The organism is Kitasatospora sp. NPDC101183, from assembly GCF_044767945.1.
Classification (GTDB): Bacteria; Actinomycetota; Actinomycetes; order Streptomycetales; family Streptomycetaceae; genus Kitasatospora.
In genome coordinates this window covers 1-16,602 of record NZ_JBIWOW010000046.1, presented here as the reverse complement: position 1 = coordinate 16,602, position 16,602 = coordinate 1, and the positions used below count along the sequence as shown (strand labels likewise).

15 protein-coding genes are annotated in these 16,602 nt (G+C 75.7%); 8 read left to right on the top strand and 7 right to left on the bottom strand.

The genetic code is table 11. The features are described from left to right. The first annotated feature begins 14 nt into the window (after positions 1-14). Entirely contained in the window at positions 15-863 is an 849-nt protein-coding gene (locus tag ACIRRS_RS36785; RefSeq protein WP_402980866.1) for a DNA-formamidopyrimidine glycosylase family protein, read from the top strand. On the opposite strand, the gene ACIRRS_RS36780 is transcribed toward ACIRRS_RS36785, so the two are convergent. Together ACIRRS_RS36780 and ACIRRS_RS36775 are read right to left on the bottom strand one after the other, a co-directional pair. Further along, positions 811-1,446, bottom strand: a complete 636-nt coding sequence (locus ACIRRS_RS36780) for a uridine kinase (RefSeq protein ID WP_402980863.1) — start codon at positions 1,444-1,446, stop codon at positions 811-813. The genes ACIRRS_RS36785 and ACIRRS_RS36780 overlap by 53 nt on opposite strands. Positions 1,447-1,489: 43 nt before the next feature. After that, the gene (locus tag ACIRRS_RS36775; RefSeq protein ID WP_402980861.1) at positions 1,490-2,800 is read right to left on the bottom strand and encodes a PQQ-binding-like beta-propeller repeat protein; all 1,311 of its coding nucleotides are present in this window, start codon (positions 2,798-2,800) and stop codon (positions 1,490-1,492) included. 146 nt (positions 2,801-2,946) lie between these two features. Here ACIRRS_RS36775 and ACIRRS_RS36770 point away from each other — a divergent pair, with 146 nt between their 5' ends. The 5 genes from ACIRRS_RS36770 to ACIRRS_RS36750 all read left to right on the top strand — a co-directional run bounded on the left by ACIRRS_RS36770 (position 2,947) and on the right by ACIRRS_RS36750 (position 9,773). Continuing rightward, positions 2,947-3,513 carry a Uma2 family endonuclease gene (locus ACIRRS_RS36770; protein WP_402980858.1) on the top strand — a complete coding sequence of 189 codons (567 nt, stop codon included), beginning with the start codon at positions 2,947-2,949 and terminating at the stop codon, positions 3,511-3,513. A 49-nt stretch (positions 3,514-3,562) separates the two neighbouring features. Continuing rightward, on the top strand, positions 3,563-6,001 hold the full coding sequence (locus ACIRRS_RS36765; protein ID WP_402980855.1) for a SpoIIE family protein phosphatase: 2,439 nt from the start codon (positions 3,563-3,565) through the stop codon (positions 5,999-6,001). A gap of 91 nt (positions 6,002-6,092) precedes the next feature. Next, complete coding sequence (locus tag ACIRRS_RS36760; protein ID WP_402980852.1) at positions 6,093-7,748, top strand: sensor histidine kinase; 1,656 nt, start codon at positions 6,093-6,095, stop codon at positions 7,746-7,748. A gap of 67 nt (positions 7,749-7,815) precedes the next feature. After that, a complete protein-coding gene (locus ACIRRS_RS36755; RefSeq protein WP_402980849.1) occupies positions 7,816-8,484 on the top strand; it encodes a response regulator in 669 nt (222 codons plus the stop codon). 560 nt (positions 8,485-9,044) lie between these two features. Beyond that, a complete protein-coding gene (locus tag ACIRRS_RS36750) occupies positions 9,045-9,773 on the top strand; it encodes a transglycosylase family protein (protein ID WP_402980846.1) in 729 nt (242 codons plus the stop codon). Between the two features lie 100 nt (positions 9,774-9,873). Here ACIRRS_RS36750 and ACIRRS_RS36745 read toward each other — a convergent pair whose 3' ends face one another. After that, positions 9,874-10,392 carry a hypothetical protein gene (locus ACIRRS_RS36745; RefSeq protein ID WP_402980843.1) on the bottom strand — a complete coding sequence of 173 codons (519 nt, stop codon included), beginning with the start codon at positions 10,390-10,392 and terminating at the stop codon, positions 9,874-9,876. Between the two features lie 202 nt (positions 10,393-10,594). Here ACIRRS_RS36745 and ACIRRS_RS36740 point away from each other — a divergent pair, with 202 nt between their 5' ends. Then, complete coding sequence (locus tag ACIRRS_RS36740; RefSeq protein ID WP_402980840.1) at positions 10,595-11,161, top strand: TIGR03086 family metal-binding protein; 567 nt, start codon at positions 10,595-10,597, stop codon at positions 11,159-11,161. 12 nt (positions 11,162-11,173) lie between these two features. On the opposite strand, the gene ACIRRS_RS36735 is transcribed toward ACIRRS_RS36740, so the two are convergent. The 3 genes from ACIRRS_RS36735 to ACIRRS_RS36725 are packed head-to-tail and all read right to left on the bottom strand — an operon-like array spanning position 11,174 to position 14,179. Continuing rightward, positions 11,174-11,467, bottom strand: coding sequence for a hypothetical protein (locus ACIRRS_RS36735; protein WP_402980837.1), 294 nt, complete (start codon positions 11,465-11,467; stop codon positions 11,174-11,176). Between the two features lie 22 nt (positions 11,468-11,489). Further along, positions 11,490-11,960, bottom strand: a complete 471-nt coding sequence (locus ACIRRS_RS36730) for a (2Fe-2S)-binding protein (protein ID WP_402980834.1) — start codon at positions 11,958-11,960, stop codon at positions 11,490-11,492. Between the two features lie 14 nt (positions 11,961-11,974). Then, positions 11,975-14,179: a molybdopterin cofactor-binding domain-containing protein gene (locus ACIRRS_RS36725; protein ID WP_402980831.1), complete on the bottom strand. Its 2,205-nt coding sequence runs from the start codon at positions 14,177-14,179 to the stop codon at positions 11,975-11,977. A gap of 541 nt (positions 14,180-14,720) precedes the next feature. On the opposite strand from ACIRRS_RS36725, the gene ACIRRS_RS36720 reads away from it, so the two are divergent. After that, the gene (locus ACIRRS_RS36720) at positions 14,721-15,965 is read left to right on the top strand and encodes an MFS transporter (RefSeq protein ID WP_402980828.1); all 1,245 of its coding nucleotides are present in this window, start codon (positions 14,721-14,723) and stop codon (positions 15,963-15,965) included. A gap of 33 nt (positions 15,966-15,998) precedes the next feature. Here ACIRRS_RS36720 and ACIRRS_RS36715 read toward each other — a convergent pair whose 3' ends face one another. Next, positions 15,999-16,472, bottom strand: a complete 474-nt coding sequence (locus ACIRRS_RS36715) for a hypothetical protein (RefSeq protein WP_402980826.1) — start codon at positions 16,470-16,472, stop codon at positions 15,999-16,001. Between the last annotated feature and the right edge of the window lie 130 nt (positions 16,473-16,602).

Genomic DNA, 16,602 nt, shown 5'->3' with positions numbered 1-16,602 from the left:
AGGAGGATGGAGGCATGCCAGAAGGTGACTCCGTCTACCGCGAGGCGGCCCGGCTGCACGAGACCCTCGCCGGGCGGCCGCTGACCCACGCCGAGCTGCGCGTGCCGGCGCACGCGACCGCCGACCTGGCCGGCCGCCGGGTGCTGGAGGTCCGCCCCCGCGGCAAGCACATGCTCACCCGGCTCGAAGGCGGCCTCACGCTCCACACCCACCTGCGGATGGAGGGCCGCTGGGAGGTCTACCGCCCCGGCGAGCGCTGGACGGGCGGGCCCGCCCACCAGATCCGCGCCGTCCTCGGCACCGAGAACGGCACCGCCGTCGGCTACCGGCTGCCCGTCGTCGACCTGCTGCGCACCGCCGACGAGCCGCGGGTCGTCGGGCGCCTCGGCCCCGACCTCCTCGGCCCCGACTGGGACCCCGTCGAGGCCGTCCGCCGGCTCCTCGCCCGGCCCGCCCGGCCGATCGTCGAGGCCCTCCTCGACCAGCGCAACCTCGCCGGGATCGGCAACGTCTACGCCAACGAACTCTGCTTCGTCGCCGGGCTCACCCCGTGGACGGAGATCGGCGAACTCCCGCACCCCGACCGGCTGGTGGAGCGCGCGCGGCAGATGCTCGACGCCAACAAGCTGCGCCCCGGGCACGTCACGACCGGCGACACCCGGCCCGGCTACCGGCACTGGGTCTACGGCCGCGCCGGGCGGCCCTGCCCGCGCTGCGTCACCCCGGTGCTGACGGCCCGCCAGGGCGAACCGCCCTACGACCGGGTCGTGTTCTGGTGCCCCTTCTGCCAGCGCGGCCCCGCGCCGCAGGTCACGGGTGCTCGACCAGCGCGGGGTGGCGCGGGTCGTCCATCCGGACGGTGAGGTCGGCGGCCTCGGCGGGGGTCGTCTCCTCCTCGTAGCGGGCGAAGGCGGGCAGCGTCCAGCGCTCCTCCGGCGGGGTGCGGCGCTCCAGGGCGGCCGGGGAGAGCGACAGGTGGACGCTCAGCTCCAGCGGCAGCCAGCGGCCCAGCAGCATCGGCCCGTCCAGCAACAGCACGCCGCCGGGCGGGAGTTGGACGTACGGGGCGCGGGTGGAGCGGTCGGTGGCCGGATCGCGCAGGGAGGGTAGGACGCGGCCGGTGCCGCCGGGCTCCAGCGGGTCCAGCACCTCGCGCAGCAGGGCGCCGTCGTCCAGCCACAGGTCGTGGAAGGCGTCCGCGTCCCGGCGGCCGTACGCCAGCCGGACCGAGGCCGGGCGCAGGAAGCCGGAGGCCGGGACGCGCAGGGCGGGCAGGCCGCGCAGGCGCAGCGGCTCCACGAGCGCGTCCGCCAGCTCGCCGGGGCGGGCGGCGTCGGGGCCGTCCACGGCGACGCGCAGGCGGCGCGTGCCCGCGCCGGGCAGGGCGGCGACGCGCTCGGCGAGCAGCTCGGTGAGCCTGTCGGGGGAGATGGGGCGGACCTGCACCGGGCGAATCCTTTCGGCTGTTCGGCTGTTCGGCGAAGGGGGGTCAGGCCAGGGGGAGGGCGTGCAGGACGTCGTCGTGGCCCGCGTAGAGGCGCTCGGCGTCGGCGGCCAGCGACCAGACGTCCCGGCCGGGGCCCGAGTCGCGGAACGTCCACAGGAGGCGCCCGCCGGCGGTGTTCACCGCGCTGACCCCGCCGGTGGCCGTCCCGGGCACGAACAGGGTCGAGCCGACGACGACCGGGCGGCTGCGGCGGTCCAGCAGGAACGGCAGCCGGGCCGTCCAGCGGACCTTGCCGGTGGCCGCGTCGTGCCCGGTGACCAGGCCGTCGTCCCGGGGGACGTACACCTGGGCGCCGTCCGCCAGCGGGGGCAGCGACCGCCAGGACTCGCCCCGGGCGGGGGAGTGCGTCCACAGCGGCTCGCCGGTGGGGCGCAGGGCCTGCACGCCGCCGTTGCCGTCGGGGACGAAGACGTGCTGCGGGCCGGCCGCGCACCAGCGCAGGTCCTCGGCGCCGGGGGCGGTGAACAGCTCCCGGCCGGTGGCGGCGTCGCGCAGGACGAGCGCGGCGCGGTTGCCCAGGGTGCGCACGCAGACGACGCGGGTGCCGGAGGCGGTGGTGGTGACCGGCTGCTCGCCCTGCGAGCCGTGGACGGACCACAGGAGGGAGCGGTCGGCCAGGCGCAGCGCGAAGACCAGGTTGTCGGGGGTCGCGTCCTCGCCCCGGTAGCGGCCCCAGTCGAAGCCGTACAGGACGCCGTTCTCGCAGGCGGACAGGCCCGGGCGGTCGAAGGGCGGCGCGTCCGGGCCGATGACCTCGGGCGGCAGCGGCAGGCTCCAGTCGGCGGTCGGGTCGGTGAGGTGGCGGGCGTCGAGGTGGCCGACGGAGGCGGAGGAGTAGAGGTGCTCAGGGCCGAGGACGACCTTGCCGAGCCGGTCGGCGTCGCTGGGCCAGCGCGGGTCGGGCCGCTCGAAGGGGAGCAGCCGCGCGGGCTCGCCGGAGGCGGGGTCGAGCACCTGGAGGCCGGTCTCGGACACGTACAGCGGGCGGCCCGGCGGGCGGACCAGCCGCTCCGGGGTCATCGCCTCCGGGCCGCGGTACGTCCACAGCGGGGTCGGCCCGGACAGCGCGGTCGGCCGGGGGCGCGGCGCGGGCCCCGCCCCGTCGCCCGAACGGCCCAGCGCCCAGGCCGCCCCCGCCGCCGCCAGCGCTCCGGCGCCCGCCAGCAGCACCCGCCGCCGGGGCGCCGCATCCCCGCTGACGACCTCCCCGGGCGCCGCCGGCCCGCCGCCGTCCCCGCCCTCCCACTCCCACGCCGCATCCCGCTCCCTGCCCTCGGACGACGGCGACCGCATACCCGCTCCCACTCCCCTGCCGAACCCCTGCCCCGACCCCGCAGGATATCCAACACCCCGCGAAGCCCTGGGAAACCCCCGCCCCCGGAGGACTAGGCTGAGCCGCGCACGGGACCGGCCCGCCCACAGCTCAGGGGAGGTACGCAGTGACGGCCGAGATGATCGCTCCGGAGTGGATGCACCGGCAGATCACCAGCGAGCAGTACGACTCCTGGAGCGAGGAGCAGTGCGCCGGCATCGAGGTCGTCGACGGGATGGTGGTCGTGAGCCCCAGCGCCTCCAAGAGGCACAACCGCCTCGCGCGGTTGCTGGCGAACGCCCTGGACGAGGCCGGGGGCGGGGAGTGGAACGCCGACACGGACTTCGACGTCCGGCTGCAGGACGTGCCGCTCAACAACCGCCGCCCGGACGTGGTGGTCTACCGGGCGGACACGATCGACGAGTCGCCGACCAGGCCGGAGCACGTGCTGCTGCTCGTCGAGGTGGTCTCCCCGGGATCGGAGACCACCGATCGGGTGGTCGAGCTCGACCAGTACGCGACGGCGGGCATCCCCTTCTACTGGCGGGTCGAGCAGGCCGCGGGCCGGGTGCCGGTCGTCCACACCTACGTGCTCGACGAGGCGGCCCGGGCCTACCGGGCGGGTGAGGTGTTCCTCGGGCGGGTCGAGGCGGTGGCGCCGTACGCCGTGGAGATCGACCTCGGAGGACTCTGAGCGAACGGCAGCGTTTGACAGGGGTGGGGGCCCGGCGTAGCAAAAGAGCATGCGCCATCCGCATCCGCCCGAGGGGGCGCGGGAGCAGGACCCCGAGCGGGACGAGCTGCTGGTGGGGGCCGCCCGGCGGGCGTTGGGGCGCACCGGGGCGTACGGGGTGATGGTGTACCTGCGGTCGCGGGACCGGCGGTCGCTGGTGCTGTGCACGATCGCGGGGGTGCCGCTGTCGATCATGAGCCCGTTCCGGCGGATCGCCGCCGCCGGGCCGCTGCCCGTCGCCGTGTGCTTCCGGACGGGGCGGGCGGTGACGCTGACGGACACCGAGGACACGATGCGGCGCTTCCCTCAGCTGGCGGTGGGCCTGCCGTACGACTACGCGACGGCCTGCGTGCCGGTCGCGGGCGGCGGGGAGCGGTTCGGGGTGCTGAGCGTGCTGTGGCCGGCCTCGGACGAGGGGGTGCCCGAGCGGGCCCGGCGCAGGCTCGCCGCCGTGGCGGGCCAACTGGCCCTAGGGCTGGGCGAGTTGGAGGCGAAGGGTGGGAGCGTCGAGCCGGCGGCGGACGCCCCCGTGGTCGAGCTGCCCTCCGGGACGGAGCCCACCGCCAGGGTCGGGCTGTTCGACTGGGACGTGGCCACCGGCGCCCTCGCCGCCGACGCGCAGTTCCGGGAGATCTTCGGCTTCGCGCCCGGCGAGTTCGACGGCACCGTCGCCGCCCTCAACGCCCGGATCGCCCCCGGCGACCGGGCCGGGTTCCGGGCCGCCGCCCGTACGGCGCTGGCCGAGGGCGAGGTGCTGGCGGCCCGCGTGCGGGTGCTGGGGCGCGACGGCCACCCGTACCCGGTGGAGCTGTGGGCCCGGGTCCCCGCCGTCATCCCGGACGGCCGCACCCACCTCGTCGGCGCCGTCCTGGACGTGCGCACCCTCACCGCCGCCGCGGCCGCCGTCGAGCGGCTCAGCGAGGGCGTGTTCTCCCTCGACCCGGACGGCAGGATCAGCTACGCCAACCGCGGCACCGAACCCCTGCTCGGCGCCCGCCGCGAGGACCTCGTCGGCCGCCACCCCTGGGACGCGCTGCCCTGGCTCGCCGACCCCTTCTACGAGAACCGCTACCGCGCCGCCCTGCTCTCCCAGCGCCCCACCGCCTTCCTGGCCTCCCGCCCGCCGCAGGGCTGGCTGGCCTTCTCCCTCTACCCCGACGCGCACGGCGTCACCGGCCGGGTCGTCGCCGCCGAGACCCCGACGGGCGTCGCCGGACCCGAGGCGGCCCCGCCCCCCGCCGCGCCCGCGGCCCCGCTCGGCGGCACCCACCACCTGCTCCAGCTGGCCAGCGCCCTCACCGAGGCCGTCACCGTGCGCGACGTGTGCCGGGCCGTCGCCGAGCAGATCCTCCCGGCCTTCGGCGGCCAGGAGCTCGCCCTCTACGCCGTGCGCGGCAGCGGGCTGCACCTCGTCTCCCAGACCGGCTACCCCGAGGGCTTCCTCGACGGCTTCGAGGGCACCCCCGTCGGCGCCCGCGTCCCCGGCGCGGAGACGCTCAGCACCGGCACCCCGATCTTCTTCGAGTCCGTGCACGACCTCGCCGCCGCCTACCCGGGCCTGGCCCTCGACGAGATGGGCGCCTGGGCGTTCCTGCCGCTGATCGCCTCCGGCCACCCCGTCGGCAGCTGCATCCTCGGCTTCGACCGGCCGCGCCCCTTCACCTCCGAGGACCGGGGCCTGCTCACGGCGCTGGGCGGCTTCATCGCCCAGGCCCTGGAGCGCGCCCGCCTCTACGACGCCGAGTTCGCCCTCGCCCGGGGTCTCCAGCAGGCGCTGCTTCCGCACCGGCTGCCCGAGGTGCCCGGCGTGCGGATCACCGCCCGCTACCTGCCCGGCACCCAGGGCATGGAGATCGGCGGCGACTGGTACGACGCCCTCACCACCAACGGCGACCTCACCCTGGTCATCGGCGACGTCGAGGGCCACAGCGTCGCCGCGGCCGCCGCGATGGGCCAGCTGCGCAGCGCCGTGAGGGCCTTCGCCAGCGGCGGCGAGCCGCTGGACGAGGTGCTCGCCCGGACGAACCGGCTGCTGCTGGACCTCGACCCGGGCCTGCTCGCCAGCTGCTGCCTGGCCCGGCTCACCCCGGCCCGCCGCACCCTGCGCCTGGCCCGCGCCGGACACCTGCCGCCGGTGCTGCGCCACCCCGACGGGCGGGCCGAGGTGCTGGACGTGCCCGGCGGCCCGCTGCTGGGCGTGGACGAGGGCGCCGCCTACCCCGTCCGTGAGCTGCGGCTGCCGGGAGCCGCGCTGCTGGCGCTGTACACCGACGGCCTGGTGGAGGAGCCGGGCGCGGCCATCGACGAGGGGGTGGAGCGGCTGAGGGCCGCGGTGGAGGCGGGCGCCTCGGTGGGGCCGGAGGCGCTCGCGGAGCGGCTGCTGCGGCAGGTGCGGCCCGCGCACGGGGTGGACGACGTGGCGCTGCTGCTCACGGCGCTCGACCCGTAGGGCCTTCTCCCGGGCGGGCGCGACTTTCGTCGAGGGCGGGGGCGACGAACGGCGACGGCCGTCCGGGTGAGGGGCTCGGTAGCCTCGACGGGTGGATGCGATCGCGCGGGCCTGGAAGAAGGCGGTACGGACGGCGCTGCCCGGGCCCTGGTCGCGGCGGCGGATCGTCGGCGAGACGGTGCTCGCCCTGGTGCTGGGCGCGACGGCCACCGCGCTGGAGCTGCTCGCCCGTACGGGACCGGCCGTCCCGATCGGGATCGCCACCGCCCTGCTGTGCGTGCTGCGCCGGGCCTTCCCCGCCTCCGTGCTGCTGGCCGTCGCGACGATCGGCGGCTACGCGCTGGGCCCCTTCCCCCTGCTGATCCTCGCCGGGTGGACGGCGGGCTCGCGGATCCGCCGGGTGTCGGTGCTGGCGGGGACGTTCGTGCTGGGCTGGGTGCTCTTCACGGTGACGGGCACGCTCAAGGACGGCGCCGCCGTCTCGCCCAAGCTGATCATCGGACTGTCGCTGGGCACCTTCCTGCTGCTCACCGTCCTGCCCGCTCTCTGGGGCCGCTACCGGGCGCAGCGCCGCGAGCTCACGGACGCGCTGCGCGAGCGCAACCAGCAGCTGGTGCGCGAGCGGGTGATGGTGGTGCACCAGGCGCGGCTGCGCGAGCGGCACCGCATCGCCCAGGACATGCACGACAGCCTCGGCCACCAGCTGGCGCTGATCTCGGTGCACTCCGGCGCCCTGGAGGTGGACCGCACCCTCAACGACCGCCAGCGCGAGGCCGTCGGCGTGCTGCGGCAGGCGGCCGTGGCCGCGATGCGCGAGCTGCGCGAGGTCGTCGGGGTGCTGCACGACGAGTCGACGGCCGTGACACCGGTGCCGCTGCCGACGCCCTCCGCCGGCGGGGTGGACGGGATCACCGCCCTGGTGGACGCCTCCCGCGCGGCCGGGGCGCAGGTGGCGCTGACGGCCGAGGGGGAGCGGCGCCCGCTGGCGGCGGCGGTGGACCACGCCGCGTACCGGATCGTGCAGGAGGCGCTCACCAACGCGCACAAGCACGCCCCCGGCGCGCCGATCGCGGTCGCGCTCCGGTACGAGCCGGACGCGCTGGTGGTGGAGGTGTGCAACACGCGCGCGCCGGAGCTGGCGGGCGTGCGCGCCGGGGCGCACGCGCCGGTGAGCGGGGGGCAGGGGCTGGCCGGGCTGCGGGAGCGCGCCCGGCTGGTCGGCGGCATGGTCCACGCCGGGCCCACGCCCGAACAGGGCTTCCGGCTCGCCGCCGTCCTCCCGTACGAGGGCGCGGAGGCGGAGGGGGCGGCCGCCGCCTCCTCGGACCTGGACGACTGGGTGCTCGCGGGCCTGACGGCCGAGGACGAGCCGGCCGGCCGCCGGCGCAGCCCGGCCCTCGGCTGCGCCGTCGGCGTGGTGGGCGTGGGGGCGGCCGTGCTGGGGCTGCTGGTGTGGGGGGTGGTCTCCTTCATCCAGGGGACCAGCGACGCGACGGTGCGGCTGCCCGTGTACGAGGAGATCACGGTCGGGATGCCGGAGGCCTCGGTGCTGGACCGGCTGCCGCGCGGCAACGACTTCTTCACGGGCGACTACCGGGGCTCCGGTCCGGACCGGCCCGAGGGCGCGCACTGCCGCTGGTACCTGTCCGGCCAGGACAGCGAGAAGTGGTCGGAGCAGAACGTGATGCGGTTCTGCTTCCGGGACGGCGTGCTGGTGGAGAAGCTGAACTACCCGGTGCGCGACTAGTGCGCGGCGGCCGGGATGTTTGGATGGGCGTTTCGGTCGAAACACCGTTCGAGGGGAATGACCTGCTGTGATCCGAGTCCTCGTCGCCGACGACGAGCCGCTGATCCGCGCCGGGATCAGGATGATCCTGGGCTCCGCCGACGACATCGAGGTGGTCGCCGAGGCCGCGGACGGCAGGGAGGCGCTGGACCTGGCCCGGGCGCACCGGGTGGACGTGGTGCTGCTGGACATCCAGATGCCGGTGATGGACGGGCTGACGGCGCTCGGGGAGCTCGCCAGGGTCGCCCCCGGCGCGCGGGCGATCGTCCTCACCACCTTCGGGGAGCGCGAGAACGTCCTGCGCGCCGTGACCGAGGGCGGCTCGGGCTTCCTGCTGAAGGACACCGCGCCGGGCGAGCTGATCCAGGCCGTCCGGGCGGCGGCCGGCGGCAACGCCTTCCTGTCCCCGGCCGCCACCCGGCACATCGTGGACTCGCTGGCCTCCGGGAGGGCCTCCTCGGCGGCGGCCCGGGCGGCCGAGGCGCGGCGGCGCCTGGAGGTGCTCACCGGGCGGGAGCTGGAGGTGCTGGAGCTGCTGGGGGAGGGGCTTTCCAATGCCGACGCGGGGGCGCGCATCCACATGAGCGAGGCGACGGTGAAGACGTACGTGAGCCGCATCCTCGCCAAGCTGGGGTGCGAGAACCGGGTGCAGGCGGCGCTGCTGGCCCGGGACGCGGAGCTCGGCGCGGGGGGCTGAGCGTAGTCGTACGGCCACGGAACGTGGTGTATGTGGCGCACATCACTCGGCGGCCGCGCGGAGGCGGGAACTCCGGGTCGGGAGTTGACGGTGCGTCGACTTCTGGTGGCGGCGGGTGGGTGGTGTGGGCGCTCTCGCGGGTGGAGAGGTGTGAGCGAGGGCACGGGAAATCGAGCAGGTGATGTTGAAAATGCGGTCAAACCCGGTCGAACCGGGCGTCGTTTCTTGATCGATACCGCCGGTAACAGTCAACTGACCTGCGAGGACCAGGAATTGCTTGCCGCGCCCCGGGGCGGCCCGTAGCTTCTTGGGCGGCGCAACGAGCGCCACCCGGGTTCACCCCGACGCACGGCCCGCCGACTGACCCCCGGCGCGAGGGCCGTGCCCGCCGACGCGACCGGCTCGATCAGGTCGTCAGTTCGCCGGCGAGTGGCGGTGACCGGGGCGGCACGGCACGTCCGACACGTGGCCGTCCGCCCGACGAGTGCACAAGGAACCGAGCGGCCCGTGTCCCGGGCCTGGTTCCGGCTGCCCGCCCGGGGCTTGCCGAGAGGACTTTCATGACTCACCGTCACGAGAACACCGCTGCCACCACCCCCACCGTCACCAAGCGCAACCGCGTACGGATGGCGGTCATCGCAGGCGCCGCCGTCGCGGTCCTGCCGGTGGCCGGCCTCGTCACGGCCACCTCGGCCTCCGCCGCGACCGCCTCCACCTGGGACGCCGTCGCCCAGTGCGAGAGCGGCGGCAACTGGAGCATCAGCAACGGCAACGGCTTCCACGGCGGACTGCAGTTCACCCCCTCCACCTGGGCCGCGTACGGCGGGACGGCGTACGCGCCCCGGGCCGACCAGGCGACCAGGGCGCAGCAGATCGCTGTCGCGGAGAAGGTGCTCGCCTCGCAGGGGCCGGGGGCCTGGCCCGTGTGCTCGAAGAAGGCGGGCCTCGCGAAGGGCGGCGCCCCGGCGGCCGTCGACACCTCGGACGGGGCGCAGGCGCAGGCGGCACCGAAGGCGGCCGCCAAGGCTCCGAAGGCGCCCAAGGCCCCGGCGGCGTCCACCGCCCCGAAGGCCGCGCCCAAGGCTCCGGCGGCTCCCGCCCCGGCTCCCGCTCCTGCCCCCGCTCCCGTGAACACCGGCGGCGGCAGCTACACCGTCAAGGACGGCGACACGCTGAGCGACATCGCCGCGAAGTTCGGCACCGACACCGACAGCCTCTACGGCCGGAACGCCTCGACCATCGGCGCCGACCCCGACCTGATCTTCCCGGGCCAGACCCTGGCGGTCTGACAGTTCTGACGGTTCTGGCGGTCTGACCGTCCAGATCGCGCGCCCGGTGCGCCGAGCGGCCGTCCCCGAGAGCGGGGCGGCCGCTGCGGTGCGTGGGTGGTCAGGGCGCCGCGTGCGTCAGCAGGTAGAGGTTCCCGGAGTCGGGATCGCCGAAGAGGAAGAACAGTTCGAGCTTCCTGCCCGCGTCCCGGCGCGCGTCGAAGCGCCAGGTGTAGGTGAGGGGCGCGGTGGAGCCGCGCTGCGCCGGCACCACGTCCTCGCGCCGGTCCACCGCGCTGCGCGCCGTCATGGTGACGACGAGGTTCTGGCCCGACGGCCGGTCGGTGAGCTCCCAGGTGCCGGTGCCGGAGAGGCGCCAGCCCTTGTCGAAGTCGTACTCGCGGCCGTCGAGGCGCTGGACGAGGGCCGTCCCGTCCTGGTTGAGCGTCAGCCGGGTCTGCTCCGCGCCCTCCCAGTCGCCGACGGCCTCGGTGGCGGCCGCGTCGTGGAGCCCGATGCGTTCCTCGTACTGGGCCGGGCCGGCGCAGGCGGTGAGTGCGGTGAGAGCGGTCAGCAGGAGGGCCGCGACCCCGAGCGCGCGTCTGTGCTGTGAGCTCCCCCGTGAACGTCCCTGCCCCATCGCGCGCCCTCCCGGCATCGTTCGTCGGCTGCCGATCCGGGCGGCGAGCCTTGACGGGCCTACCTTGGCAGGAATCTTGAACATGTTCAACTTGCGAGGCGAGGGGCCGGGTGCGCGTCGCGCGGGGGTGGTGCGCCCGGGGGCGCTTACGATCGCCCGGTTCGACCCCGACCCGCTTCCCGCCGATCGAGAGGTGCGCGCCATGACCGCAGCGGACGACCCGACCGGGCTGCTCTCCCGGGCGCTCGCCCAGACCGCCGGGCTGATCGACGGCACGGGCGTCGAGCTGGCCGGGCACCCGACGCCCTGCGCCTCCTGGGACGTCGCCGATCTGATCAGCCACCTGCTGCACGACCTGCGGCAGTTCACCCTCCGCGCCGAGGGCGGGCAGCCGGACTGGTCACAGCCCTTCGAGCGGGTGGAGGAGGAGTGGCTGCACGCCTTCGAGGCGGGGGCGGAGGGCCTGGTCGCCGCCTGGCGGGCCGCCGGCGCGGGGGAGGCCGGGATCGCCCTCGATCAGCAGACGGCCGAATTCGCCGTCCACGCCTGGGACCTGGCCCGGGCGAGCGGGCAGTCCACGGAGGGCCTCGACCACGAGGTGGCCGAGGCGGCGCTGGCCTGGGCGCGCGGTGCGCTCAAGCCGGAGTTCCGGGGAGCCGAGGCGGAGCACCGGGTGTTCGGGCCGGAGGTCGGCGCTCCGGAGGGCGCGCCGACGTACGACCGGCTCGCCGCCTTCTTCGGCCGCGACCCCGGCTGGCCGGTCGGCTGACGGCCGGTCGGCTCAGTCCCCGACGAACCAGAGGTAGCGGTGCGGCCCGTCCTCGACGAAGCGGCACAGCTCCCGCGTCTCCTCGACCCACGGCCCGACGCACGCCTCGGGCAGCTCGCCGAGCTCCACGAGCAGCCGGGGCACCTGCCGCTGGTTGAACATCGCGTCCCCGTACGGGATCAGCGCCGAGAGCAGCGGGAACCGCGCCGGGACCAGGGCGTCGCCGAAGGCGGAACTCCACCGCACCCCGTCCCTGGCCCGGACCAGCACCTCGTCGCCGTCGCCGCGCACCTGGATGTTGATCACCGGGCCAGGGTAGCGAGCGCCCTCAGGGCTTCGCCGGGCGGGTCGCGGCGGCGGCCTGCTTGATGGCCTGGCGGATGCGCGGGTAGGTGCCGCAGCGGCAGATGTTCTGGATCCGGTCGATGTCCGCGTCCGTCGGGTTCGGGGTGCGGCGCAGCAGGGCGGCGGCGGTCATGATCTGGCCGGGCTGGCAGAAGCCGCACTGGGCGACGTCGCAGGCGAGCCAGGCCTCCTGGACGGGGTGGAGGGTCTCGCCGTCCGCGAGGCCCTCGATGGTGGTGACCGTCCGGCCCTCGCACTCCTTGACCGGACGGGTGCAGGGCTGGAACTCCTGGCCGTCGAGGTGGCTGGTGCAGGCGCGGCAGATGCCGACCCCGCAGCCGTACTTGGGGCCGGTGACGCCGAGCTTGTCGCGCAGGACCCAGAGCAGCGGCATGTCGTCCGGGGCCTCGACCGTGACGGAGCGTCCGTTGAGGACGAAGGTGTGGGTGGGCATGTCGGTCGTGGTCCTTAGAAGCTGATCGGGAAGGAGCGGGGGCTGGTGCCCGTCGCCCGCGCGTAGGCGTTGGCGACGGCGGCGGAGGCGGCCGGGACGCCCAACTCGCCCGCGCCGCCCGGGGGGCCGCTGGGCGGCAGGATGTGGATCTCCACCTCGGGCGGGGTGTTCTGCTGCTTGGCGTAGAGGAAGTCGGCGTAACTCCCCTCCCGCACCGCGCCGTTGTCGATGTGGTTGCCCGCCTGGAGGATCACCGAGATGCCGTCGACCAGCGCGCCCGTCAACTGGGCCTCCAGGCCCCGGGGGTTGATGGGCTGGCCGACGTCGGCGACGGCCACGGCCCTGGTGACGCGGGGGTTGGCCCGGTCGGTGGCGTCGAGTTCGACGAGGTAGGCGACGCGGCCGCCGTTCTCGTCGTGGTAGCCGATGCCCTGGGCCGTTCCGGCGGGCATCGGGCGGCCCCAACTCCCCTTCTGAGCCAGGGTGTCGAGGACGGTCCGGCCGACGGCGTCGCGTACCCGGGCGCGGCGGAAGGCGAGTTCGTCCTGGCCCATCCGGCGCGCCAGCTCGTCCATCATGATCTCGTCGGAGACCCGGACCATGCCCGAGTACACCGAGCGCCAGCTGCCGGTGTGCAGGTCGAGCGGCACCTCGGAGAGGAGCTGGGTGGGGATGCCGACGTCGTACGGGTTCTTCTCGGTGAGCAGGAAGAAGGCCTGGGCGAGGCTGATCCCGGCGAGCGAGAGGCTGAACCCGGCGGCCGTCAGCGCCTCGCCGAGGCCGTGGCGCAGGTCGGTCTGCACGGTGGCGGCGCGGTGCTCCCAGCTGACGACCTGGCCGAGCAGCCCGTACGTGGCGCGGATGCGGTGGTGGCTGGCGGGGCGCATCCGGCCGTGGCGCATGTCGTCGTTGCGGGTCCACATCAGCTTGACCGGGCGGCCGGCCGCCTTGGAGATCTGGGCGGCCTCCAGCGCGGCGTCGAAGAACAGCCGGCGGCCGAACGACCCGCCGCCGCGCACCACGTGGACCGTCACCGCGCCCTGCGGCAGCCCGAGTTCGGCGGCGATGGTCTGCTGGGCGACGATCGGCGACTGCGAGGCGAACCACAGCTCGGCCCGGTTCGGCCGGACGTCGGCGACGGCGGTGAGGACCTCCATCGGCGCGTGGTTGACGAAGGCGAAGTCGAACTCCCCGTCCACGTACTGCGTGAGCAGGGGCGGGATCAGGAACGGCGCGTTCGCGTCGCGCAGCTTGCGCCGGATGTCGGGGGTGGAGAGGTTCGCGACCGGCCCCGGGTTCCAGGCCAGGCGCAGCGCGTCCCTGGCCTTGAGCGCCTGGTAGAAGGTCTCGGCGAGGACGGCGACGCCCGTGGGGATCTGCACCACGCCGAGCACCCCGGGCATGGCGCGGGCGGCCGAGGCGTCCAGGGACTTGAGGGTGCCGTTGATGGTGGTCGGCCGGGCGACGACGGTGGGCACGGCGCCCGGGATCTGGAGGTCCCCGGTGTACTTGGCGCGGCCGGTGACGATGTCGCGGGCGTCGATCCGGCCGGTGGGGCGGCCGACCAGGCGGCGCTGGTCGGCGGGCTTGGGCGTGGCGGGCACGGCGGGCACCGCCACGGCGGCGGCGTCGGCGGCGAGTTCGCCGAAGCCGGCGCTGCGCCCGTCCGGGGCGGTCACCGCGGAGTCGGCGGTGCGCAGGGAGGAGGCGGGCAGGCCCCAGCGGTTGGCGGCGGCGGTGACCAGCCGGGCGCGGGCGGCGGCGGCCGCGGCGCGCACCGGATCGTACAGGGAGCGCACCGAGTTGGAGCCGCCGGTGAGCTGGTTGAAGAGCAGTTCGGGGCGGCCGTCGGAGAGCGGCACGTCCACGTCGGCGAGGCGGGCGTCGAGCTCCTCGGCGACGAGCATCGCCATCGCGGTGGTGAGGCCCTGCCCGACCTCCAGGCGGGGGAGGTGGAGCACGGCCCGTCCGGCGGCGGTGACCTCGAGCACCAGCAGGTTCGAGGTCGGCAGGCCGGCGAGGATCATCGCGTCGCCGAGGTCGAGGATGTCCGGGATGCCGGGCAGGCCGAGCAACTGCGGGGCGGCGGCGGCTTTTGTCGCGGCCTCGCGGACGGCGGCGTGGGCGCTCGCGGGCGCGGCGGCGTCCAGGCCGGCGCCGACGGTGAGGGTGGGCGCGGCCAGCAGGTAGGTGAGGAACCGGCGGCGGCCGCCGTCCACCGAGCAGGTGTCGTGGGCGGTGGGCGAGGGCTGGCCGCTGGAGTCCGAGGGCGCGATGGAGGTGCTGATGGGAGGAACCCTTCGAGCCGGTTGACGGCGCCGGAACGGGCGGGGCGCTACGGCCCGGGCCCCGACGGCGGATCGCGAACGCCGTCGAGCATAGGAGGGCTCCACAGACCGGTCAACACGGCCAAGTTTGCTCCGTGGAGCGGGAATCCGGCCCCCTCCGGGGCGCGTTCCGAGCGGGTACGGACGGCGCTTCGGCCGTACGGGCGGTGGCCCTGCGGGGCACGGGGGAGGGGCAACAGGGCGCTCTCGTACGGGAGTTCAGCGCTCGCCCGGCGGTGCGGCGGCAGCCGGAAGTGGCCCAGGAAAATCCAAGATCACTGGACCTTCCCGCCGGTCCACTCGGCGCCTAGTCTGGCCGGGACGCCGCCGCCGGGTGGCGAGCGTCACTGCGAAGGGTTGCGAAAGCGCGGCCCGCGCCCCGTAGTCGGGGCGCACGCCGCGGCGCACACCCCGGACGTTGAACAGGAGAGACGTGCCCGAGCCCCGATTCACCCTGCTCCCACCCGCCGGGCCCCAGCGCACCCTCGCCGCCGCGCAGCTGGCCAGCGCGGTGGGCGACGGCGCCTACTACACGTGCTCCGCGCTCTACTTCACCCGCGTCGTCGGGATGTCGGCCACCGCGCTCGGCGCCGGGCTCGCCGTCGGCTGGGCCGTCGGCTCCGTCGCCGGGGTCCCGCTCGGCCACCTCGCCGACCGCCGGGGCCCGCGCCGTACGGCCGTGGCCCTCGCGCTCGCCGCCTCGGCCGTCGTCGCCGCCTTCCTGGTGATCCGCGCCTACCTGCCGTTCCTGCTCGCCGTCTGCCTGTACGCCACCGCGCAGTCCGGGCTCACCGCCGCCCGCCAGGCCCTCGTCGCCGGACTCGTCCCGCGCGCCGAACGGACGGGCCTGCTCGCGCACCTGCAGTCCACGCTCAACGGCGGGCTGGCCGTCGGCGCCGCGATCGGCGGCGTCGCGCTCACCGTCGGCACGCGCGAGGCCTACCTCGGCGCCTTCGTGGTGACGGTCCTGGGCCTGCTGGCCGGCGGACTGCTGCTGTGCCGGCTGCCCGAAGTCCCGCCCGCGCCGGCCGGGTCCGGCGAGGCCGCCGGGCCGCGCCTGGCCGTGCTGCGCGACCGGCGCTACGCCGCCGTCACCCTGGTCAACACCGTGCTGCTGCTGCGGATGCCGCTGCTCAGCCTGATCCTGCCGCTGTGGATCGCCCAGCGGGCGCCGGGGCTCGGCTGGCTCGGGTCGGCGCTGTTCGTGCTCAACACCGGGGCGGTGCTGCTCTTCCAGGTCCGCGCGGCGCGCGACGTGGACGGCCTGGACTCGGCCGTGCGGGCCGTCCGCTCGGCCGGTGTGCTGTTGCTCCTGTCCTGCGCGGTGTGCGGGCTGTCGGCGCTCGACGTGCCGCTGTGGGCCGTCGGCGCGCTGCTGGTCGCCGGGGCCGCTCTCCAAGTCGCCGGGGAGATGCGGCAGTCGGCCGGCTCCTGGCAGCTGGGCTTCGACCTCGCGCCCCCGGACCGCATGGGCCAGTACCAGGGATTCTTCGGCACGGGCGTCGCCGTCGCGCGCACCCTCGGGCCGCTGCTGCTGACCTCGCTCCTGCTGGACGGCGGACTGGCGGGCTGGCTCGTCTTCGGCGGCGTGTTCCTCGCCGCCGGCTACGCCATGGGCCCGGTCGCCCGCTGGGCGGCCCGGGACCGCCCGGCGGCGGCAGTGCCCGTCGGCGCGTAGGGCCTGTCCGGCCCCAGGCCGCGCCGGCGCGGCTCACCGGCGGTCCTGCGACTCGCGGTCCCAGAGGGAGAGGCCCGCGCGGAGGATGGTGCGGACGGCGGACTCCTCCTCGGGGGTCCAGGCGTCCTCGCCGTCGAAGAGCTTCACGTAGGCGTTGTCGTGCAGCGGGCCCTGGGCGGGGACCGCCGTGCGGGAACGGAGGGTGTGGAAGAGGTCGTCGAAGAAGTTCCAGGCCTCCAGCAGCAGCCCCGGGTGGACCGGCCCGGGCCCCGGCTGCTCGACCCACCGCCGTACGGGGGCCAGGTTGAGGGTGGCCCCGCCCTCGTGGACGAGCTTCCAGCCGCGCCGGTCGCAGAGGTCCTGCATCGGGCGGAGCTCCTCGAACGCGAGCAGTCTCCCGGCCTCGTCGACGGCCAGGTCCGCGGGATCGTCGCCCTCCCCGTGCCGCCAGAGCAGCGTCATGTCCCCTCGCCCGGTCACGATCCGGTACGGGAAGTGGTCGGTCATGCCGGCCATCCTGCCCGAACGGCGGGCGGGGTGGGGGGGGGGGGGGGGCGCCCGCCCCGCCCCCCCCCCCCCCCCCGGACGGGGGGGGCGCCCCCCCCCCGGCGGGGGGGGGGGGGGGCCGCGGGGGGGG